Source organism: Reyranella sp. (genome assembly GCF_965279465.1).
Taxonomy (GTDB): domain Bacteria; phylum Pseudomonadota; class Alphaproteobacteria; order Reyranellales; family Reyranellaceae; genus Reyranella.
The window spans coordinates 3,172,464-3,196,374 of sequence record NZ_OZ257242.1 but is presented as its reverse complement, the minus strand read 5'-3'; the positions used below and the strand labels follow the sequence as shown (position 1 = coordinate 3,196,374).

Annotated in this window: 23 protein-coding genes and 1 tRNA gene; 6 read left to right on the top strand and 18 right to left on the bottom strand. The window is 67.4% G+C overall.

Annotated features, from left to right (window positions below):
- Positions 1–4: 4 nt before the first annotated feature.
- Together ACQY8M_RS15630 and ACQY8M_RS15625 are read right to left on the bottom strand one after the other, a co-directional pair.
- Positions 5–154 carry a DUF433 domain-containing protein gene (locus tag ACQY8M_RS15630; RefSeq protein WP_428675369.1) on the bottom strand — a complete coding sequence of 50 codons (150 nt, stop codon included), beginning with the start codon at positions 152–154 and terminating at the stop codon, positions 5–7.
- A 265-nt stretch (positions 155–419) separates the two neighbouring features.
- A complete protein-coding gene (locus ACQY8M_RS15625; protein ID WP_428673761.1) occupies positions 420–1,712 on the bottom strand; it encodes an MFS transporter in 1,293 nt (430 codons plus the stop codon).
- 93 nt (positions 1,713–1,805) lie between these two features.
- Between ACQY8M_RS15625 and ACQY8M_RS15620 the strand changes: the two genes are divergently transcribed.
- From ACQY8M_RS15620 to rpoD, 3 genes are all read left to right on the top strand, one after another.
- Positions 1,806–2,171, top strand: coding sequence for a TfoX/Sxy family protein (locus tag ACQY8M_RS15620; protein ID WP_428673759.1), 366 nt, complete (start codon positions 1,806–1,808; stop codon positions 2,169–2,171).
- Positions 2,172–2,228: 57 nt separating this feature from the next.
- Positions 2,229–4,100: a DNA primase gene (gene dnaG, locus ACQY8M_RS15615; protein WP_428673757.1), complete on the top strand. Its 1,872-nt coding sequence runs from the start codon at positions 2,229–2,231 to the stop codon at positions 4,098–4,100.
- Positions 4,101–4,289: 189 nt separating this feature from the next.
- A complete protein-coding gene (rpoD, locus tag ACQY8M_RS15610; RefSeq protein WP_428673755.1) occupies positions 4,290–6,332 on the top strand; it encodes an RNA polymerase sigma factor RpoD in 2,043 nt (680 codons plus the stop codon).
- 81 nt (positions 6,333–6,413) lie between these two features.
- Here the strand turns inward: rpoD and ACQY8M_RS15605 are convergent, their stop codons facing one another.
- Both ACQY8M_RS15605 and ACQY8M_RS15600 read right to left on the bottom strand, forming a co-directional pair.
- Positions 6,414–6,821, bottom strand: coding sequence for a hypothetical protein (locus ACQY8M_RS15605; RefSeq protein ID WP_428673753.1), 408 nt, complete (start codon positions 6,819–6,821; stop codon positions 6,414–6,416).
- Between the two features lie 54 nt (positions 6,822–6,875).
- Positions 6,876–7,946 carry a mechanosensitive ion channel family protein gene (locus ACQY8M_RS15600; protein WP_428673751.1) on the bottom strand — a complete coding sequence of 357 codons (1,071 nt, stop codon included), beginning with the start codon at positions 7,944–7,946 and terminating at the stop codon, positions 6,876–6,878.
- A 558-nt stretch (positions 7,947–8,504) separates the two neighbouring features.
- Between ACQY8M_RS15600 and ACQY8M_RS15595 the strand changes: the two genes are divergently transcribed.
- The gene (locus tag ACQY8M_RS15595) at positions 8,505–8,759 is read left to right on the top strand and encodes a hypothetical protein (RefSeq protein WP_428673749.1); all 255 of its coding nucleotides are present in this window, start codon (positions 8,505–8,507) and stop codon (positions 8,757–8,759) included.
- A gap of 21 nt (positions 8,760–8,780) precedes the next feature.
- On the opposite strand, the gene ACQY8M_RS15590 is transcribed toward ACQY8M_RS15595, so the two are convergent.
- Together ACQY8M_RS15590 and ACQY8M_RS15585 are read right to left on the bottom strand one after the other, a co-directional pair.
- Positions 8,781–9,914: an LLM class flavin-dependent oxidoreductase gene (locus ACQY8M_RS15590; protein ID WP_428673747.1), complete on the bottom strand. Its 1,134-nt coding sequence runs from the start codon at positions 9,912–9,914 to the stop codon at positions 8,781–8,783.
- Between the two features lie 107 nt (positions 9,915–10,021).
- The gene (locus ACQY8M_RS15585; protein WP_428673745.1) at positions 10,022–11,125 is read right to left on the bottom strand and encodes an amidohydrolase family protein; all 1,104 of its coding nucleotides are present in this window, start codon (positions 11,123–11,125) and stop codon (positions 10,022–10,024) included.
- 152 nt (positions 11,126–11,277) lie between these two features.
- On the opposite strand from ACQY8M_RS15585, the gene ACQY8M_RS15580 reads away from it, so the two are divergent.
- Together ACQY8M_RS15580 and ACQY8M_RS15575 are read left to right on the top strand one after the other, a co-directional pair.
- Positions 11,278–11,352, top strand: a tRNA-Thr gene (locus ACQY8M_RS15580).
- Positions 11,353–11,513: 161 nt separating this feature from the next.
- A complete protein-coding gene (locus tag ACQY8M_RS15575; protein WP_428673743.1) occupies positions 11,514–11,783 on the top strand; it encodes a hypothetical protein in 270 nt (89 codons plus the stop codon).
- A gap of 141 nt (positions 11,784–11,924) precedes the next feature.
- On the opposite strand, the gene ACQY8M_RS15570 is transcribed toward ACQY8M_RS15575, so the two are convergent.
- From ACQY8M_RS15570 to ACQY8M_RS15515, 12 genes are all read right to left on the bottom strand, one after another.
- The gene (locus ACQY8M_RS15570) at positions 11,925–12,143 is read right to left on the bottom strand and encodes a hypothetical protein (protein WP_428673741.1); all 219 of its coding nucleotides are present in this window, start codon (positions 12,141–12,143) and stop codon (positions 11,925–11,927) included.
- Positions 12,140–12,394 carry a hypothetical protein gene (locus ACQY8M_RS15565; RefSeq protein ID WP_428673739.1) on the bottom strand — a complete coding sequence of 85 codons (255 nt, stop codon included), beginning with the start codon at positions 12,392–12,394 and terminating at the stop codon, positions 12,140–12,142. Before ACQY8M_RS15565 ends, ACQY8M_RS15570 begins: the two co-directional genes overlap by 4 nt.
- A 122-nt stretch (positions 12,395–12,516) precedes the next feature.
- Positions 12,517–12,891, bottom strand: coding sequence for a hypothetical protein (locus ACQY8M_RS15560; protein WP_428673737.1), 375 nt, complete (start codon positions 12,889–12,891; stop codon positions 12,517–12,519).
- A gap of 14 nt (positions 12,892–12,905) precedes the next feature.
- Positions 12,906–13,139: a hypothetical protein gene (locus tag ACQY8M_RS15555; protein WP_428673735.1), complete on the bottom strand. Its 234-nt coding sequence runs from the start codon at positions 13,137–13,139 to the stop codon at positions 12,906–12,908.
- A gap of 10 nt (positions 13,140–13,149) precedes the next feature.
- Positions 13,150–13,926 carry an N-acetylmuramidase domain-containing protein gene (locus tag ACQY8M_RS15550; RefSeq protein ID WP_428673733.1) on the bottom strand — a complete coding sequence of 259 codons (777 nt, stop codon included), beginning with the start codon at positions 13,924–13,926 and terminating at the stop codon, positions 13,150–13,152.
- A 28-nt stretch (positions 13,927–13,954) separates the two neighbouring features.
- Entirely contained in the window at positions 13,955–14,218 is a 264-nt protein-coding gene (locus tag ACQY8M_RS15545; protein ID WP_428673731.1) for a DUF6127 family protein, read from the bottom strand.
- Between the two features lie 18 nt (positions 14,219–14,236).
- Entirely contained in the window at positions 14,237–16,642 is a 2,406-nt protein-coding gene (locus ACQY8M_RS15540) for a hypothetical protein (RefSeq protein WP_428673729.1), read from the bottom strand.
- A gap of 34 nt (positions 16,643–16,676) precedes the next feature.
- Positions 16,677–18,935, bottom strand: coding sequence for a hypothetical protein (locus ACQY8M_RS15535; RefSeq protein ID WP_428673727.1), 2,259 nt, complete (start codon positions 18,933–18,935; stop codon positions 16,677–16,679).
- A gap of 17 nt (positions 18,936–18,952) precedes the next feature.
- Positions 18,953–21,031, bottom strand: coding sequence for a hypothetical protein (locus tag ACQY8M_RS15530; protein ID WP_428673725.1), 2,079 nt, complete (start codon positions 21,029–21,031; stop codon positions 18,953–18,955).
- Between the two features lie 3 nt (positions 21,032–21,034).
- The gene (locus tag ACQY8M_RS15525; RefSeq protein ID WP_428673723.1) at positions 21,035–21,940 is read right to left on the bottom strand and encodes a DUF6950 family protein; all 906 of its coding nucleotides are present in this window, start codon (positions 21,938–21,940) and stop codon (positions 21,035–21,037) included.
- A gap of 5 nt (positions 21,941–21,945) precedes the next feature.
- Positions 21,946–23,460, bottom strand: coding sequence for a hypothetical protein (locus ACQY8M_RS15520; protein ID WP_428673721.1), 1,515 nt, complete (start codon positions 23,458–23,460; stop codon positions 21,946–21,948).
- Between the two features lie 7 nt (positions 23,461–23,467).
- Complete coding sequence (locus ACQY8M_RS15515) at positions 23,468–23,899, bottom strand: phage tail fiber protein (protein WP_428673719.1); 432 nt, start codon at positions 23,897–23,899, stop codon at positions 23,468–23,470.
- Between the last annotated feature and the right edge of the window lie 12 nt (positions 23,900–23,911).

The following is a 23,911-nucleotide window of genomic DNA, read 5'->3' as shown; positions in this document are numbered from 1 at the left end:
GTGCTTAGCTAGCGCACTGTGTGCGTTTCCGCTGGGCGGGCGCGAGGTACGGATAATAGGCCAGTATCTCGTCGATGCTATGTCCTGCACCCACTTGACGGACGACCATGCCGACAGTGACGCGCAATCTCCGTATGCACGGCCTGCCGCTCATCACTCCGGGATCCTGTGTGGTACGATCCAAGTGCGTCCCGATGGCACTCCCTTTCGCAGGTTACTCTGGAACGGATGATTAAGTGTGCGGCCAGCTTCGGCTCAAAGTCCGTGGCGACCGAGTTGAGGTCGGCGTCGTACCCTATGACACACGAGCCGCCGGTACATCGTCCAAAAAGCCGATGCATCCGCCTGTCCGAGTCCCCCGCCGACTTCCGATCGAGCACGCAGGCCGCGCTTGCGGCATAGGGATGCTCGGCGGGCCGCTATCTTGGAAGGGAGAACGCTTCGCCCTCATCCATGCTGAAGCGCAAGCGCCCACCGGCGACGTGCAGGCGCAGGCGCCGGTGCTTGGCAAGGTAGTGGATCACGACGATCGCCGCGGCCAGTCCCGCCGCGGCGCCCACACCGAGGGCCCAGCGCGGGCCGAAGCGGTCCGCGACCCAGCCGACGACCGGCGCGCCGATCGGCGTGCCGCCGAGCGCGATGGCGAGCCGGATCGCCATCACGCGGCCGCGCATGGCGGGCTCGGTCGACAGCTGCATCAGGCTGTTGCTCGAATTGGTGACGGTGAGCGCCGAGACGCCGATGACGACGAGGACCAGGCCGAACAGCCAGTAGTTGGGCATGACCGCCGCCAGCGCGCAGCCGAGCGCGAAGACCGCGGAGCCGGACAGCAGCAGATCGATGCGCGGTCTCTCGCGGCCTGCGGCGAGCAGCGCCCCTGCTATGGTTCCGATCGCCATCATCGAGGAGAGGAGCCCGTACTGCCCGGCGCCGGCATGGAACTCGGTGACCGCCATGGTCGAGATGAAGATCGGGAAGTTCATGCCGAACGTGCTGATCAGGAACAGCATGAGGAGGATCGCTCGTAGGTCAGGGCGGCTCCAGACGTAGCGGAAACCGGCGACGAAGCCGCCCGGGGCGCGCGCGGCGCGCCGGTTCGGACGCAGATCGGCCACACGCAGGAACGCGAGCGAACAGAGCACGCCACCGAACGACAGGGCGTTGGCGAGGAACGCCCAGCCCGTCCCCACGCCGGCGATCAGCAGGCCCGCGAGGGCGGGACCGACCATGCGCGCAGCGTTGAACGAGGTGGAGTTGAGCGCCACCGCATTCGGCAGGTCGGCCTCGCCGACCAGATCCGAGACGAACGTCTGCCGCGCCGGCGCATCGAATGCCGCGGTGCAGCCATGCAGGAAGGCAAACACGTAGACATGCCAGAGCTGGACCACGCCGGTGACCGTGAGCAGGCCCAGCCCCAGGGCGCAGAGGCCCATTCCGGCCTGGGTGACCATCAGGAGCTTGCGCCGGTCGAAGAAATCGGCGGCAAAGCCGCTCAACGGCAGCATCAGCATCTGCGGCCCGAACTGCAGCGCCATGACGAGGCCCAGCGCGCTGGCGTTATTGTCGGTGAGCTGAGTGAGCACCAGCCAATCCTGCGCGACACGCTGCATCCATGTGCCGACGTTCGAAACGATCGCGCCGCTTGCCCAGAGCCGGTAGTTGTAGTTGGCCAGCGAACGGAAGGTACCTGTATTCGGGAAGAGCCGTGTCATTGCCGGGGTGAGCGTTTCGGATGCCTGCCGCGCAGCATCCTTGGCCGGTCTATATAGCAATGATGAACCAGCCACAGTGGGTGAGATAGTCCCATGCCCTACGACATTCGGGCTGCGGACGGCCTTCGCGTTCTTCTGAGCGACCGTCACGACGTCGTCGAGCGGAAGATGATGGGCGGCCTCGTCTTCATGGTGGGCGGTAACATGTGCGTCGTGGTGAGCGGCCGCGGTGGCCTGATGGTCCGCGTCGGCGCCGATGCCCAGGCGCGGGTACTGAAGGAACCGCATGTGAAACCGATGACCATGGCCGGCCGGCCGATGACCGGCTTCGTGCGGATCGCGCCGGAGGGCTATCGGACGGCAGCGGCCTTGCACAAATGGCTCAAACGCGGCCTCGACTACGTCGAGACTTTGCCGGCCAAGGCCCCGAAGCGCCGGCCGGCGCGCACCGCACGATAGCGATTATCCCCGCGACGCCCCCTCACGCGCGCGAAGCAAGACGTTTACAGTCAGACCATGGCCTTCCCTCCCGGCTTCCTCGACGAACTGCGTGCCAGGCTCAGCCTGTCCGATGTCGTCGGGCGCAAGGTGGCGCTGAAGCGGCGCTCGGGCAGCGAGTATGCCGGGCTCTGCCCGTTCCACAACGAGAAGACGCCGTCCTTCACGGTCAATGACAAGAAGGGCTTCTTCTACTGCTTCGGTTGCCACGAGAAAGGCGACGTCGTCGGCTTCGTGATGAAGACCGAGGGCCTCTCCTTCCCGGAATCGGTGGAGAAGCTGGCGCGCGAGGCCGGCCTGGAGGTGCCGCGCGCCACGCCGCAGGAACGCGAGCGGTCCGAACGCGCTGCCACCCTGCAGGACGTCGTCGAGCAGGCGGCGCGCTGGTTCCAGAAACAGCTGCGCCTGCCGGTCGGTCGGCAGGGCCTCGACTACCTTCGCGGGCGTGGCCTATCCGACGCGACGATCGACGAGTTCCGCCTGGGCTTCGCTCCCGATTCGCGGGACGGCCTGCTCGGCGCGCTGACACGCGAGGGGGTGCCGCTCGACAAGCTGGTCGAGGCGGGCCTCGTCATCCAGCCCGAGGAAGGTGGGCGCAAGCCCTACGATCGCTTCCGCGGCCGGGTGATGTTCACCATCAACGACCGGCGCGGGCGGGCGATCGCCTTCGGCGGCAGGGTGATGGGCGCGGGCGAACCCAAGTACCTCAACTCGCCGGAGACGCCGCTCTTCCACAAGGGCGCCAACCTCTATTGCCTCGACAGGGCGCGTGTGGCGTCGACCAAGGACCAGCCGGTGATCGTGGCCGAAGGCTACATGGACGTGATCGCCCTGCACGGCGCGGGCTTCACCGGCGCGGTGGCGCCGCTCGGCACCGCCCTGACCGAGGGCCAGCTCGGCGAGATGTGGAAGCTCGCCGACGAGCCCTATCTCTGCTTCGACGGCGACAACGCCGGCCGCCGCGCGGCCCAGCGCGCCGCCGACCGTGCGCTGCCCCTGCTGCGGCCGGGCAAGAGCCTTCGCTTCATCGCCCTGCCGGCCGGCGAGGATCCCGACAGCCTGATCCGCGCCCGCGGGCCGGACGCGATCCGCCGGGTGCTCGAGCTGGCCCGGTCCCTAGCCGACGTGATTTGGGAGCTGGAGACCGAAGGCAAGCCGGCCGATACACCGGAACGGCGGGCGAGCATCAAGAGCGCGCTGCTGGCGCGGGTCGCCACCATCGCCGACGGCTCGGTCCAGTCCTATTACCGGAGCGAGATGTTCGAGCGCCTTGACAAGGCGCACCGGCCACCCCCGTCGGCCCGCTGGTCGGGCGGCGGCCGGCGGCCGTTCGGCCGAGGCGCACCGGGACCGGAGCCCGCCCCCTTCCCCGCCGGCACTGCTGCCCGTCTGGCCGGAGCCGATCTCGACAGCTCTCGCCAGGAGCGGGCGCTGCTGGGCGCCCTGATCGAGCGGCCAGTCCTGCTCCATGCCGTGTTCGACGACGTGGAAAGGCTGAAGATCACCAATCCCGAGCTGAGGCGGTTGGAGATCGCCCTGCATGAGTTCCTGTCCGAACCGCCTTCCGTAGAACCTGCAGCCGGGGAGATCATTGACGAAGGCGCCCTTGAAGAACGGCAGCTTGCGCAGCATCTGCAGCGCAGCGGCCTTGATGGCGTCGCCAGAAGCGCCCGTGCCAAGGCCCGGGAATTGTTTCGCGAGAAGGAGAACGACGCTTGGCTGGCGCGCTGGCGGCGGATTTTGGAGCGCCTCATCGCGAGAAAGGCCGCGGCGGCCCATCTGCTCGAGGCGGAGCAGGCCTTCGCGGCGCAATCGACGGAGGAAAACTGGCTGCATTTCCTGGCCGCCCGCCAGCATCACCAGGAAGTGGCAGCGTCCGAAACCGGATAGCGGGTCTGCGCATTTTCATGTGGGCGGACCTATCGAAGCTTGAACTTATGCCCCATATAGTAGAAGGGTATCTTAGAGCGGGTTCGCCCACCCGCACCCCCTTCTCGCAGCCTTCCAACGGCCTGAACCGGCCGGCGGAAGTGTTTGTCGCAGGACCCTATTAGTTCGTCGCGCATCCAAGGAAATGAAATGGCGACCAAAACCGCAGTAGTGACCCAGCCCGACGCAGCCGAAGCCCGCGAGGAGGGCCCCGACGCCCCGTTGCTCGATTCGCTCGGCGCCGAGCTGAAGAAGCTTGTCCAGAAAGGCAAGGAGCGCGGCTATGTCACCTATGACGAGCTGAACGCGGCCCTGCCGCCCGACGAGGTGTCCTCCGAGCAGATCGAGGACACCATGGCGATGCTATCGGAAGCCGGCGTCAACGTGGTCGAGGCCGAGGAGCAGGAAGAGGCTCCCGCGGCCAATCCGGCGGAGCCCGCCAAGACCGCCGTGGTGGCAGCCGAGGCGACCGGCGAGGACGAGGAACTCGGCCGCACCGACGACCCGGTGCGCATGTACCTGCGCGAGATGGGCTCGGTCGAGCTGCTGAGCCGCGAGGGCGAGATCGAGATCGCCAAGCGGATCGAGGCCGGCCAGGACAAGATGATCGGCGGCATCTGCGAGAGCCCGATGACCATCACCGCGCTGCTGGCGTGGCGCGATGCGATCAATGAAGGCCGCATGCTGCTGCGCGACGTGATCGACCTCGAGGCGACCCAGGGCGGCTTGCCGGGCGAGGCCAAGCCGGCGGCCGAGGGCGGCGCGGTCAACGGGGCGGCGCCTGCCTCACCGCCGGTTCCGCGTCCGGCCATGCCGAAGCCGCCTGTGATACGCCTAGCGCCGATGCCGCAGGTCAACGGCGAGGCCGGCCCTGCCGTCGAGGGTGCGGTCGAAGCCGGCGCCGAGGAGGACGACGAGAACGCGCTGTCGCTGTCGGCCCTCGAAGAGAAGCTGAAGCCGGAAGTCCTGCGCACGCTGACCAAGATCCACAAGGTCTACGTCGAGATGTCGAAGGTGCAGAACCGGCGCCTGTCGACGCTCAGCCGCGGCCAGAAGCCCAGCCCCGAGTTCGAGAGGAGCTACGAGAAGCACCGCAAGAAGATCGTCGAGCTGGTGCGCACCGTGCACATCAACGCCGGCCGCATCGAGCAGCTCAAGCTCTCGCTTTACGACCTCAACCGCAAGCTGATGGCGCATGAGGGCAAGCTGCTGCGCCTCGCCGAGGGCTTCCGCATCCCACGCCAGGACTTCCTCGACAACTACCTGACGCACGAGATCGACCCGAACTGGCTCGACAAGGTCGGCAAGCTCTCCGGTCGCGGCTGGAAGGACTTCGCCAAGAAGCGCGCGATCGACGTCGAGAAGGTGCGGGCCGAGATCAAGGTGATCTCCGATTCCGCCGGCGCGCCGATCTTCGAGTTCCGCCGCATGTGCAAGACGGTGCAGGACGGCGAGCGCGAGATGATGCGCGCGAAAAAGGAGATGATCGAGGCCAACCTGCGCCTCGTGATCTCGATCGCCAAGAAGTACACCAACCGCGGCCTGCAGTTCCTGGATCTCATCCAGGAGGGCAACATCGGCCTGATGAAGGCGGTCGACAAGTTCGAGTACCGCCGCGGCTACAAGTTCTCGACCTATGCGACGTGGTGGATCCGGCAGGCGATCACCCGCTCGATCGCCGACCAGGCGCGCACCATCCGTATCCCGGTGCACATGATCGAGACGATCAACAAGCTGGTCCGCACCAGCCGCCAGATGCTGCACGAGATCGGCCGCGAGCCACAGCCCGAGGAGCTGGCCGAGAAGCTCGGCATGCCGCTCGAGAAGGTGCGCAAGGTGCTGAAGATCGCCAAGGAACCGATCAGCCTCGAGACGCCGATCGGCGACGAGGAGGATAGCCACCTCGGCGACTTCATCGAGGACAAGAACGCGGTCATCCCCCTCGAGGCGGCGATCCAGGGCAACCTGCGCGAAAGCACCACGCGGGTGCTGGCCACGCTGACGCCGCGCGAGGAGCGCGTGCTGCGCATGCGCTTCGGCATCGGCATGAACACCGACCACACGCTCGAGGAGGTCGGCCAGCAGTTCTCGGTCACCCGCGAACGTATCCGCCAGATCGAGGCCAAGGCGCTGCGCAAGCTCAAGCACCCGAGCCGCAGCCGCATGTTGCGCAGCTTCCTCGACCAGGGCTGATTCCGAACGAACAGACGAGCTTGAAGGGCCGGCATCGCCGGCCCTTTTTCGTGGCTACGCTCTAGGACGTTTGGCGGATAATCACGGCTTGACGTTTTGGCAGCCGGCTCCCTGCCAGCGATAGCCGTTGGCCGAGCCACCGACCATCGTCCATTCGACGATGCAGCTCTGCCGCACGAGTGTTGGCGGAAAGCCGCCCATCGCCGTCCACGGTCCGCCTCCCCACCCCCAGCCCCAACCGCCGTAGCGGAAAAGGGGCGGCGTGCCGGGGTCGATATAGGAGGTGTCCCAGCGCCACTGCAAAATCTTGCTCCCGTCCTCGAGCTGGTAGCTGTTGTCCGGGATTCGGCCCATGCCGCTCAGCAGCTTGGCTTCCGGCGCGCCTGCCATCTCGCGCAGCTGGTTGTCGAAGGCTGCCTCACGCTCCGCTCGCGTGGCGCAGCCGACCAGCGACAGCAAGGCGAGCAGGGCAAGAATGCGACGCGGCACTTCATCCACCATTCATCCAAGCTTGCACGAAAACCGCCCTCGCAGGAAGACGGCCTACTCTGCCAGAGCGGATTTGGCCGAGCCGCGACGGTGCACGGACATGTCGATCAGTTCGGCGCGCTGTTTGGGCAGGGCGCCGGGGAATTCTTCTTGCAGGAACAGGATCAGCTTCTCCCGCACCTCGCACCGCAGGTCCCACGCTTGGGGTGAGGTGCGGGCGCTGACCAGCGCACGCAGCTGGACCGCGCGCTCGTTGCTGTCGACCACCTGCAGGTTGACCACCTGGCCGTCCCACAGCTTGCTCGCCCTGGCGATCTCCTCGAGCTTCCGGCGAATCGGCGCCACCGGGACGGTATAATCCACCCACAGCAGCACCGTCCCGATGAGGTCGGTGCTGTGCCGCGTCCAGTTCTGGAACGGCCGCTCGAGGAAGTAGGACAGCGGCACCACCATGCGCCGCCAGTCCCACAGCTTGATCACGACATAGGTGCCGGTGATCTCCTCCACCCAGCCCCACTCGTTCTCGACGATCACCGCGTCGCCGATGCGGATCGGCTGGGTGATGGCGAGCTGGATGCCGGCGAACAGGTTGGTGAGCAGCGGCCGGAGTGCGAGGCCGACAACGATGCCCGCTGCGCCCGCAGAAGCGATCAGGCTGACGCCGTATTGCTTGACCGAATCGAAGGTCATCAGCGCCGCCGCGACAGTGACGACGCCGACCAGCGTGACGGTGACACGCCGCAGCACGCGCACCTGCGTGACGTGCTTGCGCGCCAGCGGATCGGAGCCTTCGCCGATCGTCGAGCGGCGCAGATAGAAGTCCGCCGCCAGTGTAAGCGCCGTGGTGGCACTCCAGCCCAGCAGGACGATGAAGGCGACGAACAGCATGTGCGCGGCGATACGCGTCGCCGACGGCCCGAGCGGCACTGCGGGCAGCACGATCGCCAGCGCCAGGATCACAAGGCCGACGCGCGTCAGCGTGTGCGTGCGATCGAGCAGCGTGCGCCCGTACTCGAAGCTCGCGGGAAGGAGCCGACGAACCATGCGCATGGCCGCGCCATGCAGCAGCAACGCCAATGCCGCCGCGATGACGAGAGCCGCGAGGCCGATCGTCCAATCGGGCATCCACCCCGCGGACCGACTGATTTGCTCGAGAATTTCGTGCAGGTCCATCAGGAGAGTAAGACTCCGCCCCGTTGACGGTTGCAGCCTTCACAAAACCGTCCCAGAGCCGTTCATCGTCATGGCCGCACCCTGCTGCCCAGCCTTGCGCGGGGGATAGGGGAACTCGATTCGCCGTACAACGTTGGGCTTGCGGTGGCGGGCGGCGGCGCTTTCATCGCAGAGCAGCACGGCGCCTTCGATTCGACGACGACAACAGCTGCCGTGCCCCTTCCCGGCGCCGACACCCGCTCCCGCGCCGCCGCCCCCGGCTCCCAAGCCGCCTGTCGTGGTCATGCCTCAGCCTGCTCCACCGCCGCCTCCTGCTCCCGCGGCACCTGCCGGTCCGACAGCAGCGCAGATCAAGCAGCTTCGGCAGCTCGTGCTCGATGCGCGGCGCGCCATCACGCGCGGTGACTTCGCCAGCGCCGGCCGCGCCCTCGACCAGGCCGAGCGGATCGACCCGCACTGGTCCGACGCGACTATGCCACTGCCGAACGGCTGCTCGACCAGGCAGAGAGGATGGACGCGCGCGATCACGACGTGCAGCAAGCACGCGCCGAGCTCAATGCCGCGCAGCAGCAGGCCGGTCGCGACAACAACCGTCGCGTCGACGGGCTGGTGGCGCAAGCCCGCTCGGCGATCGCCCGCCACGATTATGCAGCGGCGGATCGCCTGCTCGACCAGGCGGAAAACATCGATGCCCTCGACCGCGACGTCCAGCAGGCCCGCGCGGAACTCAACGCCGCCGCGCGGCCAGGACCGGGCCGACGCTAAAGAAGAACGAAGGAGTGTCGGCTAAGCGGCGAAGCGCGGCATCACTTTGGTCGCCATCAGCTCGAGTGACGTCAGGATCTGGCTGCGATCGTGCAGCCCTTGCGGGATCAGAAGGACGACCTCGTCCTGATCCGGCAACAGCCGCTTCACCTCGTCGAGGCGGCGGCTGATCGTCTCGGGTGAACCGATCAGCAGCTCGGGCACGCCTTGGCCGAACGGCGTGGCCCAGCTTTGCCAGAACCACATCATGTCCTTCGCCCATTCCTGCGCCTGAGCGTCGGTTGGTGCGCAGATGAAGATGCCGCCCCATGCGGCCTGCTGGCCGTTCCTGATGGTGCGGCCGTGCTTCGCCGCCTCGGCGGTGTAGGCCGTGCAAAGCTGGCCGTAGAAGTCGAGGTTGTCTGTCAGCACGATTGGCTTGCCGCCGTACTTCGCCCAGAACAGCGCCGTGCGCATCGAGGCGGCGAAGCCGCCATAGAGTGGCGGATGCGGCGTCTGCAGCGGGCGCGGCGCGATGCCGATCTCGTCGATCCTCATGTCCGGCGCGACGCCCTGGCCGTACTTCACATAGACCGGATGGTCGTGCGGATTGACCATGCCGTCGGGCGGGAAGGTCCAGTACTTGCCGCGATGGCTGAAGGTCTCGCTCGACAGCGCCTTGACCACGATGTCGACGAACTCGCCGAAATACTCGCGATTGGCGACGTCGGCCGGCTGGTCCTTGTTCCACGGCCCGACCGCGTTCAGCTCGCCGCGTATCTTGAAGTTCTCGACCCAGCGCGCCTGGTAGCCGCGCACCAGGCCAACGCCGAAGCGGCCGCCCAGCATGTGGTCCATGGTCGCAATGTCCTCGGCGACCCGGAGCGGATTGTGGGTCGTCGAGACGAAGCCGCAGGTGATGACCCGGAGCCGCTTGCTGTGCCGGCCGAGCCACATCGACATCAGCTTCGGATCGTTGGAGATCTCGAAGCCCTCGATCTGCAGGTGATGCTCGGGATGGCCGAAGCCGAAATAGCCCGCGTCGTCGGCGAAGCGGACGTACTCGGCAATCTCGTCGAGCATGCGCTGGTAGAGCACGGGATTGCGCCCCGCCATGCCGGCCTCGAGCTCCGCCCGCCGTCCGACCGTGCAATACATGAAGAGCGAAAAGCGCATCGCTGCATTACCTTGATTCGTTCTGAACCGCGCGGGCTCCCGCGCCTCAGTGATTTGGTCGGACACGACCAAATCACCCGAAGGCGCTGCCGCCCGCCGCTCGCCGCCTACGCGGCGAGCTTGTACAGCTCCACCACGTTATCGCGCAGGATGCGCTTCCTGAGCACGGGATCGAGGTGCGAGGTCTGCTCCTTGATCACGTCCTGGCTCCACGGCCAGGTCGAATCGCTGTGGGGGAAATCGTTCGCCCACATCAGCTGGTGCGGCCCCAGACGGTCGGCGAACTGGAATGCCGTCCAGTCGTCCTGGAAGGTGAGCGAGATATGGTCGCGGAAGTATTCCGACGGCAGGCGGGCCAGTTCCCTGCCCTTCATCCAGTAGCGGTGGCGCTTGTAGGCGTGGTCCATGCGGTAGCTGAAATGCGGCGCCCATCCTGCGTCGGCCTCGACGCAGACGACACGCAGGCCGGGATGACGCTCGAACACGCCGCCGAACACCAGCATGCCCATGATGTCCTGGCAGCCGCGGATGATCGCCAGGAAGCCGTTGAGCTTCGGACCGCGCGGCTTGGAGAGCTGGTTGTCGCCGCTCGAGGTCAGGATGTGCCAGGAGAGCGGCAGCTCGAGCGCGACCGCGGCTTCCCAGAACGGGTCGTACATCGGATCGTCGTAATCCTTCTCAGCGGGATTGCCGGGCATCATCACGCCCTTGAAGCCCATTGCCTTGATGCGCTCGAGGTCGGCGATCCCCTCCTTCACCGAGCGCATCGCGGTCTGGCCCATGCCGACCAGGCGGTCGGGGCTCAGGCTGCAATATTCCTGGAGCCAGCGATTGTAGGCGTCGAAGCAGGCTTTCTTGTAGTCGAAGTCGGGATGGTTGCAGATCATCATCCCGACCGTGGGATAGATGATCTCGGCGGCGACGCCGTCCTTGTCCTGGTCCGCCAGCCGGTTCTTGGGATCCCAACCGCTGCGATGCAGGTCCTCGAATTTCGCGCCCCCCATGCGCAGATCCTTCGGCGCGATACCGGCGGCGGCGACCAGGCCGAGCGGAACCGGCGTTTTCATACCCTCGACGATGAAGGTGTCGCCGATGCCCTCGCGGTGCACCACCCGGGGCGCACGCTCACGGTAAGCCGGGTCGATATGGTCGACGTAGCAGCTCGGTGGCTCGGTGATATGCGAATCAGCGGAAATCGGGCGCCAGTCCATGGGTTTCCTCCATCATCTTTGAGCGGGATGGTAGGCATCGGCCAGTGCCGACCGCAAGCCGCCTGGATCGCATGGTTTCGGCGGGCGGGAGCGGTTGAACCGCCCGCCCCCCTATGGCATATCCCCGCCCGCGCTCGGTGTCGGGCGCCGTTGCTGCCGTAGCTCAGTGGTAGAGCACTCCCTTGGTAAGGGAGAGGTCGACAGTTCAATCCTGTCCGGCAGCACCATTTAATCCCTTGGCATATGGACTTTCTGTCTTCCACAGCGCCCGTCCCGCGACAGGGAGAGACAGAGTTTGCCGTGAACACGACAGCAACCGTTGGGGAAGCCTGGGGAGGAGTTCACGTGCTGTTCGCTGGCCGGAGCGATACGAGTGCCGCCCATGGGCATGAAGAACTGGCCACACCGTCCCGGCACCTGCCGCGCCGTCATCTGGGCGCATGGCCCGCAGGTCGTCGTCTGCCATCCTTGCCGGCGCTACGCGTACATGCCGGCACTGGAGGTGCCCTTCGACCCCTGCCCGTTCGTCTGCGCACGCTGCAGGGCGCGCGGCGAGATCAGGGACGCAGACGACGCGCCGCCCGCCTATAGCCACGAGACGCGGCGGACCGGCCGGGAGTTCGTGGCACCGAAGCTGCGCTGGAAGCCGACGCGCTGAAACGAAAAAAGCGCCCGCCACCCCGTAGGGCAGCGGGCGCAAGGTTAGGGAGGAAACGCCCACGCGCCTTCGCAGGCGCGACGCGGGCACGGCCTTGCGGCCGTATCGGGCACCGGACGAATCCAGTGCCGATCTCGTGGGCTACCCGCCGCCGGGCACAGCGCGCGCGACGGCCTGGTCCTGCCGGATGATCTGCTCGAGATGGTCCCACTCGACGTGAACTGCCGAGCGGTTTTCGGCGATCACCCGCAGGCAAGCCTCGCGGATGTCTGGACCGATCCGCCCATCGCGGATCATGCCATCGAGCGCCGGCACGAGCCGCAGCAGCAGCACGAGGATGGCGGGTGCGCGCGCCGTCATATCTTCGGTTCCGCCGGGCTGAGGCAGTACACGTTTCCCTCCGGCGAGGCACACAGGTGCGAGCGGCCGTCCCGCAGCAGGTCTGGCGCCAGCACCTTGGCCGGTGGCACGAAAAGCCACCGCCGCCCGTCCCACGCCCGCCAGTGACCGAAGTCATCCTTGAAGGCGCGGGTCGGCCGGCAGTCGGCATCGTTGCAGCAGCTCATGCCGGGCTGGTCCGGCTGCCGCCACTGCTTGTAGTCCGCATGCATCTCGGCATGCCCGACGCCATGCGCGCCGTCCTAGGCGCTCGCCCTCCCCACCAGGACGCCGAGGAACAGCCAGACGAGCGTCCAAGCGACAGCGATGGCGAGGAGGTGGCGAGCGAGGCGGGTCACTTGATGCCGTACGTCGCCAGCGTCTGCGCCAGCAGTGCGACGGCGGATGTGGCGTAGGACGACCACTTCTCGACCGAGCTCTGGTCGGTCGACGCGAGGATCTGCGCCTTCGCCTCGACGACGGCGGTGTCGGCCACGACGAGCGCCTTCTTCACCTGGGCGACGATGGCCGGGTCGGAGCAGAGGCTGGTCGCGTTGGCGTCGCCGCACGGCGGCAACGCCGAATAGAGCACGACTGCCGACTTGAGCGCGGCGTAGCTGATGGTGATCTTGTCGGCGATGGCCTGCCGCTCGTCCGTGGTGCCGGCGCATCCGGCCAGTCCGAGGGCGAGCGCGATCGCGGCCATAATGGCCGTTGCGGTGGTCTTCATGATGTCTCCTTGGGTTACTTGCTGCTCAGGCTGGTGATCGTCTTGTCCTTGGAGGCAGAGCCCGACGAGCTGCCGATCCAATAGTTGATGACGCCGACGAAGGCGCCGCCTAGGATGCCGCCGGCGGTGTTCACCACGTCCCGCATCTCGGCCGGGATGGGGACGAACAGGATGGCGCCGACGTAGGCGACGAACGCCGCGATCGCGAGGATGCTGACGCTCACGCGCCCGATGTTCTCGGTGTTCATGTCAGGCTCCCTAAATGCCGAGCGCCCGGCGCGTCATCGCACCGGCGATCCCGTCGACCACGAGGCCGCGATCGGCCTGGAACAGCCGCACGGCCTGATCGGTCAGCGGCCCGAAGTCGCCATCGGCGCGGATGCCGAGGGCCGTCTGCACCGCGACCACGTCGGCGCCCTTGTCGCCCTTGCGCAGCACCCTCGGCGCGGTCGATAGGGCGGCCCCGCCGCCATACAGGGCCGCCGCCGCTTTGAGCTTGACGGCATAGGCGCCGCCTTGGCCGCCGCCGTTGTAGCGCTGCTCGACGTCGCGCCAGGCGCCGATCGACAGGCTCGCCCGCAAGGCAGGATCGGCCTCGACGTAGCGTACGAAAGCATCCATCTGGCCGTCGTCGCCATCGGCGCTCATGCTGTCGACGAAGGCCTGCACGCTGGGGTAGCCAAGCCGCTTCCACTGAAAGCCCATGACCTGGAAGGCGCCATGGCTCGCCGCTTGGTTCGCCGCGTCTCGGTCGAGCACTCGAGCCCGCTCGAGTTGCTCCCACGCGCCGGCCCGCGTCGTGGCCGCCAGAGCAGGGCTCCACTCGACGCACGACAGGTCGGGATGGCTGTCGTTGAACCGATAGCCGGTCAGCTTGCCGAACCAGTGCGCCTCGAACCGCACCGGCACGACCAGACGGCCGTTCAGTGCCCAGAAGGTCTCGCCGGAACTCTCGACGGCCGCCATCGCCATGACGTGTGCGACGGGACACTCGAGGCGCGCGGCCGCGCGCTGGTAATCAGCGGTGTCGAACATGGAAGCTCCGATGTGATTGGAGAGCGGGCTACAACCCGACCTTGAACTTGATGCCGAGCCAGAGCGCGCCGGCACCGAGCAGCGCGTACATCAGCGCCTTGCCGAACGCCGCGGCCGCGCTGTTGCGGACATGCCGGTAGACCGACAGGAGGTCACGCAGGCTGCGGACATCGTTTGCCGCGCGATCATCGTGCAGCCCCACCGATGCCAGCGCCTTGCGGGCGCCGCGCTCGGCGGCAACCTCGATCAGGTCGTCCAGCTCGGCGCGCGACAGGGTGATGTGATCGTTCATGTGGCTCCCCTGCCGCGGCTAGATCGGCCGTCCCGTCGACACCGGGATATTTGCCGAGAACACGATGCGGTGATCGCTCTTGTTCTTGAGATACATCGTGGCGACGCTGGAATGCGCGCTGTTGTCGAGCGAGATCAGGAACTTGCCCGTCGGCGACGACCCATCATCCTCCGTCAGCACGGCATCGGTCGTGAGCGTGAAATCGGCGTCGTCGTCGTCTTCCACCAGGAGCCACTTCAGCACCGTCGCATCGACAGTGTGCGCGACCAGCTTCAGGATACCGTTCGGGCTCGGCGCATCCTGCGTATAGGTCACGATCGACATGTGGTGCGCGCCGGCCGGGATCGGCAGGGTCAGCACCTTGCCTGGATCGAACGCCATCTTCCAACCGCGCGTGATGCCGACCATGCTCGTGTGGCCGAAGAACACCGGCCCGTGCACGAACGCGGCATACTCAGATTCGTCGTGGTCGCGATCGATGACCGACCCGGGCGGCAGGGTCATGGCGCCGATGGTCGACTTGGCGTCCAGCGTGCCGAGGCGCTTGAAGATCGCGATGTCTTCGTCGGCCTTGACGATGACGTTGTCGATGCGGACGTCCGGCGACGTGTCGACCGGGATGTTGAGCAGCACCAAGTTGCCGAGCAGGTCGGCGCCGCGGAAGTCGAATTCGACGTTCCGCATCGTCAGCTTTTCCATGGTGATGTTGCGGATCACCTGGTTCTTGATCACCCGGCCGGGGTTCGAATATTTGAACCGGCAGTCCTCGAGAATGAGCTCGGTGCCGAGCAGATCGATTTCGATCATGTCGTCGGTATCGGGCCCGGCGACATCGCTCTCGAACGTGCACCGCGACACCCGCATGCTGCCGGCCTTGTTGCTCACGAAGCCGAAGCGCGGGTTCTTGACGATGATATTCTCGAACCAGATGCCGTCCGAAACGCCGAACACCTCGCCGTCGTCGTCGGTCTGCTTGAAGCCTGCGATGCCCGTGGCGCAGCTCTCGATCACGCAGTCGCGGGCGCCGTTGCGGATGCCGCGGAGCGACAAGCCGGAACCGTCGCAGTTACGGGCCTGGCAGCGCTCGAAATAACAACCAACGGTATTGTGGTGAAAGGTGAACGGCGCTACCCGCGCACCGACCACGATCGAGTCATGCCCGACGCAGTAATAGTTGGCACCGTACGAAGCGAACTTCGAATAGCAGGTCGTCCTGCTCCCCATGTCGATCGGGTGCCGGCCGCCCGTCGAGTTCTTGACCATCGTGCGCGAGCCGTAGCAGCCGCTGAGCCGTGTGATGTAGCTGCCCAGCTCGTCGCCGCCGCCGCCATAATCGACGTCGAGGTCGCCGCCGACGCAGGCGCGATGGCTGGCGGCGATACTGGTGCCGGGTGACCAGCGCGGCGAGCTGCCGATCCACGTATACGGTTCATGAAAAGACTCGGCGAGGATGCCGGCGCCGGTGACGCCGGGCGCGAATTCTATCTTGCCGATCTCGCAGCGCCAGGAGTTGGCCCGCGCAAGCCGCGCCATCTGGATGTTGGTCGCGTAGATGCCGTATCGCTCGAGCCGTCCGGACAGCTGCACGACGTCGTCCGTGATCGTGCGGACGCCCACCCACTCGCCGACGCCCGGCACGTTGCCCGAGAGATCGGCGTCGAGATCGTCCGCGATCACCTTGCAGAAATCGTCGAGCTTGTACTTTGAGCCGTCGTCGATCGTGACGGTGGAATACCGGCCATCGGGATCGCCGATCGCCGACACGGCCTGCGGCTCCTCCCATGTGCCGACGCCGACGATGCAGGGCCCGTCGCCGGTGATGCTCTTGCGCAGCACCGAATAGCGGCCGGCGATGTGGACGTTCCGCTGCCGGATGACTGTGGAACCCTCGACCATCGAGACGATGTCTTCATCGTCCGGGTCGAAGATCTCGACGAAGTCGCTGGCCTGGGCAAACTCGTAGACGCCGCGCTCGACATCGTCGACGACCGAGTAAGGCGTCATCTCGACCAGCCCGGTGATCGAGAGCGCCCGCTGAAATCCGGCAACGTTGCCGCCGAGCTGGTCCGCGGTGAGATAGCCTCTCGGGCTCTTCTCGATCTCGAAATAGCCGCCGTCGAGCGCGGGGAACCAGCCGGCGGTCTCGAAGCCGGCCTGGCGGACCGGCTGCTCCGCGACGCGGACATAGGACGCCGGCGCATAGGGAGCATCGGCCGAGTGGCGCTCGACGACCACGCGCTGGACGGGCGCTAGGGCGATGCTCGCGGCGGCGGCCACTGTCGCCAGCGGCCCGACCGCGGCGCTGAGCGCAGCCGCCCAGGCGCGGACGTCGGACTTCGGCGGTTCCCGCGCGCCGCTCGACGGCACGTTGGGGGTGACATAGTCGCGCCACACGGCCGCGCCCATCTCGGTCAGGTCCGTCATCGGCGGCTCCAGAAATTCAGAACGCAGGCGAGCGTCAGGTGACGGTCGGGGCCTGGTAGGTCACGCCGGCGCCGGCCACCGTCGTCGAGGCATTGGTGTCGAGCACGCACGCGGTCGCCGTCGCCGTGCCGGGCGACAGGGTGACGCTCTTCACGCGGGCCACGAGCGCGGCCGAGGCGACGCCGGCGCCGGCAACCGACAGGATCATGCCGACCGTCACGTCGCGGTCGCCGCCACCGGCGAGGGTGAGGTTCGGCGTACCGCTCGCGATCGAGCCGGTGACGCCCGACAACGTGCCGAGCGTGCCCGAGACGGTCGTGATGTGGTCCGTCCGGTCCGAGGTCCGGAAGAAGCGATCGCCGATCAGCGTCGTGGTCCGGGCCGCGCTCGGGACCGAGCCGCCATAGCCGATCGTGCGCGGCTCCCACACGCTGTAGCCAGACACCTCGGGGCGGCGGCTGAAGTAGCCGAGATCGTCGTCGAGATTGACGATGTTGAACGGCTCGCTGCCGAGCACCTCGACGTCTTTGACCTTGACGTTGTCGCCGAAATAGCCCTCCGAGAAACCGGCGATGGCGGACGCATCCGAGTCGATGTTCACCATCTTGGTGTTGGTGAAGATCAGGCCATCGGCGGGCGAGTTGGGCGATTTCGTGCCGCGGATGCGATAGGCGGCCGTGCCGTTGATGACGGTGTTGTCGTCCGCCGAGATATTGAACAGCACCTCGAGCATTGGGATGTCGCTGAAGCCGTAGACCAGGCCATAGTTCGCGCCCGGCAGATGGCGGGACAGGTCGATCTGGTTGCCGGTGAACTTGTGGTTCTTGAAGACCTTGCCGTAGGCGGCGAAGGCGCTGCCCGAGCAATCGAAGATGTTGTTCGACACGACGAGGCTGGAGCACGAATTGCGCAGGTAGATGCCGATGGCGCAGCGGAAGTAGCTGTCGCTGACGCCGCAGACACCCATGTCGAGATTCTCGGGATACTCGACGCCGGTGTATCCGGCGCCGGCCACGATGCCGCCCGCCGAGTCCATGCCCTCGCCGGTGTCGTCGCTCAGGGGGCCCGAGACCTCGAACTTGCAGTTCGCGACCCACCAGTTCTTGCCGCGCATATAGGCGCCGCCGCGTTCGGCCCGGCACCCGTACATGTGATGGTTGTCGCAGAGGTGGCCACCGAAGACGCAGGCGGTCTGGCCATCGGCGACGACGCTCGCCACGGTGATATTGTTCGTGACAGCGCCGCCCGACGTGGCGAGGTCGGTGACGTGCCGGACGTTCTCGACGTTGCCACCGTCCCAGATCCCGTCCTCGCTGCTGTGCCAGGAGACGCCGCCGTGCCCGTTGTCGGTCTCGCCCGCGGCATAGGGATCGGTGTAGTCGATGCCGATGGCGTCGACGTTCGTGAGATACGAGCCGCGCACGTTCTGCATCAGCACGGCGAAGCTCTTGAACCGCCGCGCGCTCACATCGGCCACGCTGAGGCCCTCGACATAGGCCGCCGTGATGAAGCTCTGATTGACCAGATCGTTCCACTCGCCGTCCGGCCCGAAGCCCAGCCCGACGCCACGCAGGCCGGAGAAGCGGATGTTCGAGAGCAGGTCGAGCTTGTACACATCGACCACGACGCCGGTGTCGACGACGTAGGGATAGCGCAGCGCCGCCGCGAGCTGCAGGTTGCCCGCCGACACGTCCTTGAGCCGCACCGTCTCGGCGTAGAACACCGGCGAGAAGCCCGGCCGGCCGTCGATGCCATAGAAGTAGTTCGCACTGGCCGAGCGGGCGGCGATCAGGATGGTGTCGCCCGCGGAGAACGGCGCGCTGTCGGCGACGTCGATGTCGAACACGTTGCGCGGGTCCTCGACCGAGGCCGCCAGGGTCGTGAGCGCCACCCCCTTGCCGCCGCCGGCTACGCTGAACATCGACTTGTTCGCCGCCGGAAAGTCGGTGTCGGCGACGATCTCGGTGCCGTAGGCGCTGCTGATGCAGACATTGTCGAAGTCGATCAGCGCGGTGCCGGTGCGGACCTTGATCTTGCGCTGGGTCAGCTCGATCCGCGCGCCGCCCCGGTACTTTGCCTCGGCGATCGCGTCGACCAGGCCCTGTGTGCCGCTGCCGACATCGAACTCCGGAGCGTCGACATAGATCGTCCCCGGCGAGACCGCCGAGGCCAGATACTCGCCGAGCTCACGGATCTCCGACTTCGGGACGTGGCGGGTGCCGCTCGTCGGCTCGCCTTCGTTCACGAAGTCGCGGTAGACCGCTGCGAAGCGTGCGGCGATGTCGAAGGTCATGCGGGCTTCCCCCGGAGTTACAGCGAGACGCTCTCGGGGCCGACGAGGTCGGAGCCGGTGCCGCTTGCATTGAAGGCGCGGACCCAGAGGTAATAGGTCCCGCTGATCGGCCAGGTGGCGTGGTGCGTCGGCGTCGCCGAGGCGCCGGAGCGGTCGGTGTATTCGACCGCCGCCGTTGCGAAGTCCGACGACGGCGCGATGTAGAGCACGACGTTGTCGAGGTTGGCGCTCGCCGGGTTGGTCCAGGTCGCGTCGATGCCGAACGGCGTCGCCGCCTCGGCCGAAAAGCCGGTCGGCGCCGCCGGTGGCGTCGGGTCTCCGCTGCCGCCAGTGTCGCCGCCGGCGCCGGTCACGAGATAGTCCGTCCAGGCCGACGGCGCGCCGGCCGACCATGCGCGCAGGCGGAGGCGATAGGTCACGCCGGCCTCGAGGCTCGGCGTCCGGACCTCGTCCTCGTCCGGGTTGGAGGCGACCGACCGCGGCGGCCGGCTGCCGTCCGAGACCTGGTACTGCAGCTCGTGGGTGAAGGTGTCCTCGAAATGGGTCCAGTGCGCCAGCACGTAGGAGGCCGTCGCCCCGGAGGCGAGAGATTCGGATTTCATCTCGATCGCGAAGCCGGTCGGCACCGGCACGCCGGTCGCCTCGATCGGCCCGACGATACCGCCGGGGATGCCCTCCTCGGTGGCCGCGTTGAAGGCATAGAGATCGGCCGGCACCACGATGCCCTGGAAGCTGATGCTGAAATCGTCCGGCGCCAGGCTGAGCTTGGCTCCCTCGACGATCTCGATCACCGCCTCGTCGAGGCCGCGGCTCGGATAGTGGACCCGCACGAAGCGGGCCCCGAGCACGTCGGCGACGTCCTCGTCATAGGCGATCTTGATTGCGACCCTCGGGGCGTTGGCGCGGATGAACTTCAGCTTCTGCAGGCGCTGGATGTGGTTGTGGCTCTGGACGACGTCGTTCTCGACCGTGGCGGTGCGCTGCGTGCTTTCGTCCCCGCTGTAGGGATCGCCGTAGATCGCGGCATCGCTCAGGGTCCAGGCGTTGCGGGGGTCGGTGAAGCGGCCGCGCGCAGCCAGCACCGTCGAGGCCTGCGACTGGTTGGCGTCGTAGCTGATCGACGTGATGTGCCGGGCATCGAGCCGGATCGACGGCACCTCCATCCGCCCGGCATGGACGCCGATTCGGCCGTCGCCGCGGCTGTAGATCACCATCTCGCCGGCGACATCGATCTTGGTGCCGATCGTGACGGCGTCCTGGCCGTCGCCCTTATACTTCCAGGTGACGCCGCCCCAGTAGCGCGGCTCCTCGGCGCCGTCGCGGTTGATTACCAGCTCGTCGGCGACATCGGCCGCGACCTGCCAGTCCGGCAGGTACATGTCGGCCAGCGTCTGGCGGCCGCCGGCCGGATGCGTGAGATGATGCAACCGGATCAGCGCCAGGTTGCGCGAGAACACCCACGTCGAGGGATCGTCGGGGTCCTGATCGTCGTCGCGGGGATCGTAGATCCGGGCGCCGTCGACCAGACAGGTGTGCAGCGGCATGCCCTGCGGATAGATCTTCGCGAAGCTTTGGGCATCGACCGGGGCGCAGGTCATGCGGACCTGGCTGAGGCCATCGCCGCGATGCTCGCTCGTCCAGATGCCCGGCAGCGCGGCGGCCAGCTCGTACCATTCGGTTTCCGCCGGCACACCGCGGCGCGTCCTGATCCGCACGACCTCCGCCCCGAAATGCGCCGGCGCAGTGACCCGGCCGTTCTCGTCCAGCGTCACGAGCTCGTCGTGCAGCCAGTGCTGGACGTAGCCTTCGATGCGATGCGCAGCATGGACCAGGACGTGGTAGGCCATGCCGCCCTTCTCCTCGAGGGTGGCGTAATCGCCGCCGGTGCGGACCCTGCCGCAGATCGCGCGCAGCGGCGGCACGGCCTGCCGCTCGTTGACGGTGCCGTTGGGCGGCGGCGAGAGGTTCGGCTGCTGCTGCTGCGGACGCTGCGGCTGCTGGCGGGGAAACAGCAGCATCTGGGCGACGGTCAGCGCCACCGAGATCGCCAGGCTGATGACGACACTGCTGAGGATGGCGCCGGAAAAGAACGCCATGCGTCAGCCCACCTTCCAGGCGCGATGCCAGTGGCCGCCGCCGACGGGAAACAGCCCCTGCAGGCCCGGCGAGACGGCGGCATCGCCCATCCTCACCGCGAGGTGCAGTTCGCCGCCCTGCTCGAACGACACGATGTCGCCCGGCCTCGACAGGGCGGCATCGACCGGCGGCAGCAACTCGTCGGCCATTGCCTCGACGGTCTCCCAGCCGCGCGCGATCATGAACCGGGCGGCGGCAAGCCAGCCCGCCTGGCGCTCGGCCTCGGGCAGCAGGACGGTGCCGGTCACCGCCTCGACGGCATCTCGCGCGAAGGTGGCGCAGTCGTGTTCGCCGTAGCGATAGGGCGTCGCCCGGTGCCGGTTCGCCAGCTCGACCAGGCGTGGCTTCCAGTCGGGCAAGCGGACCAGAGACACCCTCGGACCTGACCGAAGCGGCGGCCGTTCCCGAAGGAAAATCACCTGGATCAGGCGGGCCCCGTCGCCCTCGCCATAGTTGTCGAACAGCGCGCGCGAATGGTGCAGCCCGGCGGTGAAGAGGAGCAGCCGGTTGAACCTGGCCGGCACCAGCCGCGTCATCTTCCAGTCGTCTCCGCTCCGCTCCCAGAACGCGGTCCCGTCGCCCTCGGCCGGCTCCGGGTTCAGATAGAATATGCCGGTGAAATCACCCATCCCCGCGTCGCAGTGGATGTAGTTCGGCTCGACCTGACCGAGCGGCGACCGTCGAAAGAAGGACAGGGCCGGAGACGCCCTGGTGTGCGTCTCGGCGATCCTGTCGACGTCGTCCCGGTGCGCGAGGGCGATCCCCTTGAAGGTGTCCGGACCGAAGGTCACGCTCCCGAACGACAGGCGACGGACCTCGGCCAGATAGGCCATCGGATCGGGAAGCAGGTCGTCCAGAACATCGATCATCGGCGTCACCCCGAGAAGCGCGGCCACACCAGCGCCTTGGTCTGCATCAGCACGACCCGCTCGGCGAAGCGGTCGGGCTCCGCGCCGGGGTTCAGGATCGCCGACCGCGCCCTTTGATCGGCGTCGCTCAGCACGGCGCCGTTGGCCAGGTTCCTGACCTGGAACTTGTTCGAGATCTGCGCCGTGACGGTCGAGACGACGCCTTCATCGCTGGCCGTGTCCTCGAACACCGCGTTGTCGATCGTCCCGCCAAACACGACCCGCGGCGATCCGACCGGCCGGTGCCGCGCATCGCAGGGCTGGATCATGATCTGCACGGTCGAGCTGATCAGGTTGCCGTCCTGGTAGTAGGTCCACACCATTCCGGCGGTTTCCGGCGAGACGCCCGACAGCGCGACATTGAGGGCCGTCGCGTTGCCGTTGATGGCGGCCTCGATGTCGTCGAGCTGGCTGTCATCGACCAGCGCCGCGCCGCGCCAGATCTCGCCGTCGGCGTCGACGTAGAGACCGGCGCCGAGCCAGAGCCGGGTGACCTGCCCGTCGGCCCAGTCGAAGCGGAAGAGGATGCGCGCCGTGCGCCGCCGGGCCACCCCGCCTCCGGCCCGGGTGACGACGCCGCGGGCGGTGGCACGGCCCGCAGCGCGCCCGATGACGACCCTGGCGCGGATGCCGGTGGCGGCGGCCGTCCCGCTGCCGGCGGCCGCGCCGGTGGCTGTGCCGATGGCGGTGGCGGTCGCTGCCGCTGCCCCGCTCCCGTCTGCCGTTCCGACGGCCGTTCCGGTGGCCGTGACCGTTCCGTCGGCGGCGCCGACACCATTGGCGGTGCCGGAGACGGTGACCGGCGACAGGACGAGGGTGTTGATGGCGAAGTCGCGGGCGGCACCCCCGGTGACATCGAACGTTTGATCGCCGGTGGCGTTGACCGTCTTGTACTGGGTGGCGATCGCCTGCGACGAGGTCGTCGTGCCGGTGCTGGCGGCCGCGCTGTAGACGCTCGACCACGATCCGTTCGTCGTGTCGCTGTCGGCGGTCGTGGTCGAGGTCGTCTCGATCGCGCGGAAGCCGAAGATGGTGTCGCCGTTCGCCACCGAGACGGCGGGCGCCGCCCATGCCGTGCCGTTGCCAAAGACGCCGGCGCCGACCGCCGTCACCAGCACCGTCTCCCCGGCGCCCGGCGTCACCTTCTGCAGCACGGCGACCTTGGCCGCAGTGTCGGGCGAGAAGGAGATCGTGACGGTGCCGGCCACCAGCGCGGTGCCGACGGTGCAGGTCCAGATGCCGAGCGTCGTGCCGTCGGAGGCCGCGCCGGAGGTCTGGTTGACCAGGCTCCGGTTGATCCAGAGGTTGCCGGCGCTGTCGGTGACGGTGGTCGAGAGCGACGGGACGCCCAACGTGCCGGCATTGTCGGCTGCCACGCCCAGCACGAGCATGGTCCCGACCGCGGCCGTGGCGGTCAACGCAAGGGTCGGGCCGGAGCTCGTGCTGTTGGCCGTCGCCTCGTTGGCGATCGTGAGGGCCACGGGCGCCTCAGTCCTCGGTGATGGTCGTCGCCGTGCTCAGCTTGGGCTGCACGCCGCTCGAGACGGCGATCGAGACATTGAGCGCGCCCGAGTAGAGGATCTTGCCGGTCCCGGAGACCGCCGTGCCGACCGCGAAATGCGTGATGGTGCCGCCGGCGCCGCCGGTCGAGACCGGAAACGAAATCTCCGCCGCGGGCGACCGGCTGTTGCCGCTGCCAGTCCATCCGCTGCCGCCACGGCTGACCGCCTGCCGGGCATAGCCGGTGTAGCTCAGCTCGCTGGTCGTCTGGCTGCCGCCCTCTCCCGGATCGGCGGTGTGCAGGGAGACGTAGAGGTTGGCGAGCGGCGAGGAGGCCGCGTTGTCGGCGATGTTGGCGATCGGCGTGCCGTTCAGGATCAGGTCGAGCACATCGCTCTCGAAGGTGTTGCCCTTGCTCACGACGTTTCCTTT

Excerpts from the sequence above, each read along its gene's own strand:
- ACQY8M_RS15630 (WP_428675369.1), bottom strand. The coding sequence starts at position 154 with ATGAGCGGCAGGCCGTGCATACGGAGATTGCGCGTCACTGTCGGCATG.
- ACQY8M_RS15625 (WP_428673761.1), bottom strand. The coding sequence starts at position 1,712 with ATGACACGGCTCTTCCCGAATACAGGTACCTTCCGTTCGCTGGCCAAC.
- ACQY8M_RS15620 (WP_428673759.1), top strand. The coding sequence starts at position 1,806 with ATGCCCTACGACATTCGGGCTGCGGACGGCCTTCGCGTTCTTCTGAGC.
- dnaG (WP_428673757.1), top strand. The coding sequence starts at position 2,229 with ATGGCCTTCCCTCCCGGCTTCCTCGACGAACTGCGTGCCAGGCTCAGC.
- rpoD (WP_428673755.1), top strand. The coding sequence starts at position 4,290 with ATGGCGACCAAAACCGCAGTAGTGACCCAGCCCGACGCAGCCGAAGCC.
- ACQY8M_RS15600 (WP_428673751.1), bottom strand. The coding sequence starts at position 7,946 with ATGCCCGATTGGACGATCGGCCTCGCGGCTCTCGTCATCGCGGCGGCA.
- ACQY8M_RS15595 (WP_428673749.1), top strand. The coding sequence starts at position 8,505 with ATGGACGCGCGCGATCACGACGTGCAGCAAGCACGCGCCGAGCTCAAT.
- ACQY8M_RS15590 (WP_428673747.1), bottom strand. The coding sequence starts at position 9,914 with ATGCGCTTTTCGCTCTTCATGTATTGCACGGTCGGACGGCGGGCGGAG.
- ACQY8M_RS15585 (WP_428673745.1), bottom strand. The coding sequence starts at position 11,125 with ATGGACTGGCGCCCGATTTCCGCTGATTCGCATATCACCGAGCCACCG.
- ACQY8M_RS15575 (WP_428673743.1), top strand. The coding sequence starts at position 11,514 with ATGAAGAACTGGCCACACCGTCCCGGCACCTGCCGCGCCGTCATCTGG.
- ACQY8M_RS15570 (WP_428673741.1), bottom strand. The coding sequence starts at position 12,143 with ATGACGGCGCGCGCACCCGCCATCCTCGTGCTGCTGCTGCGGCTCGTG.
- ACQY8M_RS15565 (WP_428673739.1), bottom strand. The coding sequence starts at position 12,394 with ATGCATGCGGACTACAAGCAGTGGCGGCAGCCGGACCAGCCCGGCATG.
- ACQY8M_RS15560 (WP_428673737.1), bottom strand. The coding sequence starts at position 12,891 with ATGAAGACCACCGCAACGGCCATTATGGCCGCGATCGCGCTCGCCCTC.
- ACQY8M_RS15555 (WP_428673735.1), bottom strand. The coding sequence starts at position 13,139 with ATGAACACCGAGAACATCGGGCGCGTGAGCGTCAGCATCCTCGCGATC.
- ACQY8M_RS15550 (WP_428673733.1), bottom strand. The coding sequence starts at position 13,926 with ATGTTCGACACCGCTGATTACCAGCGCGCGGCCGCGCGCCTCGAGTGT.
- ACQY8M_RS15545 (WP_428673731.1), bottom strand. The coding sequence starts at position 14,218 with ATGAACGATCACATCACCCTGTCGCGCGCCGAGCTGGACGACCTGATC.
- ACQY8M_RS15540 (WP_428673729.1), bottom strand. The coding sequence starts at position 16,642 with ATGACGGACCTGACCGAGATGGGCGCGGCCGTGTGGCGCGACTATGTC.
- ACQY8M_RS15535 (WP_428673727.1), bottom strand. The coding sequence starts at position 18,935 with ATGACCTTCGACATCGCCGCACGCTTCGCAGCGGTCTACCGCGACTTC.
- ACQY8M_RS15530 (WP_428673725.1), bottom strand. The coding sequence starts at position 21,031 with ATGGCGTTCTTTTCCGGCGCCATCCTCAGCAGTGTCGTCATCAGCCTG.
- ACQY8M_RS15525 (WP_428673723.1), bottom strand. The coding sequence starts at position 21,940 with ATGATCGATGTTCTGGACGACCTGCTTCCCGATCCGATGGCCTATCTG.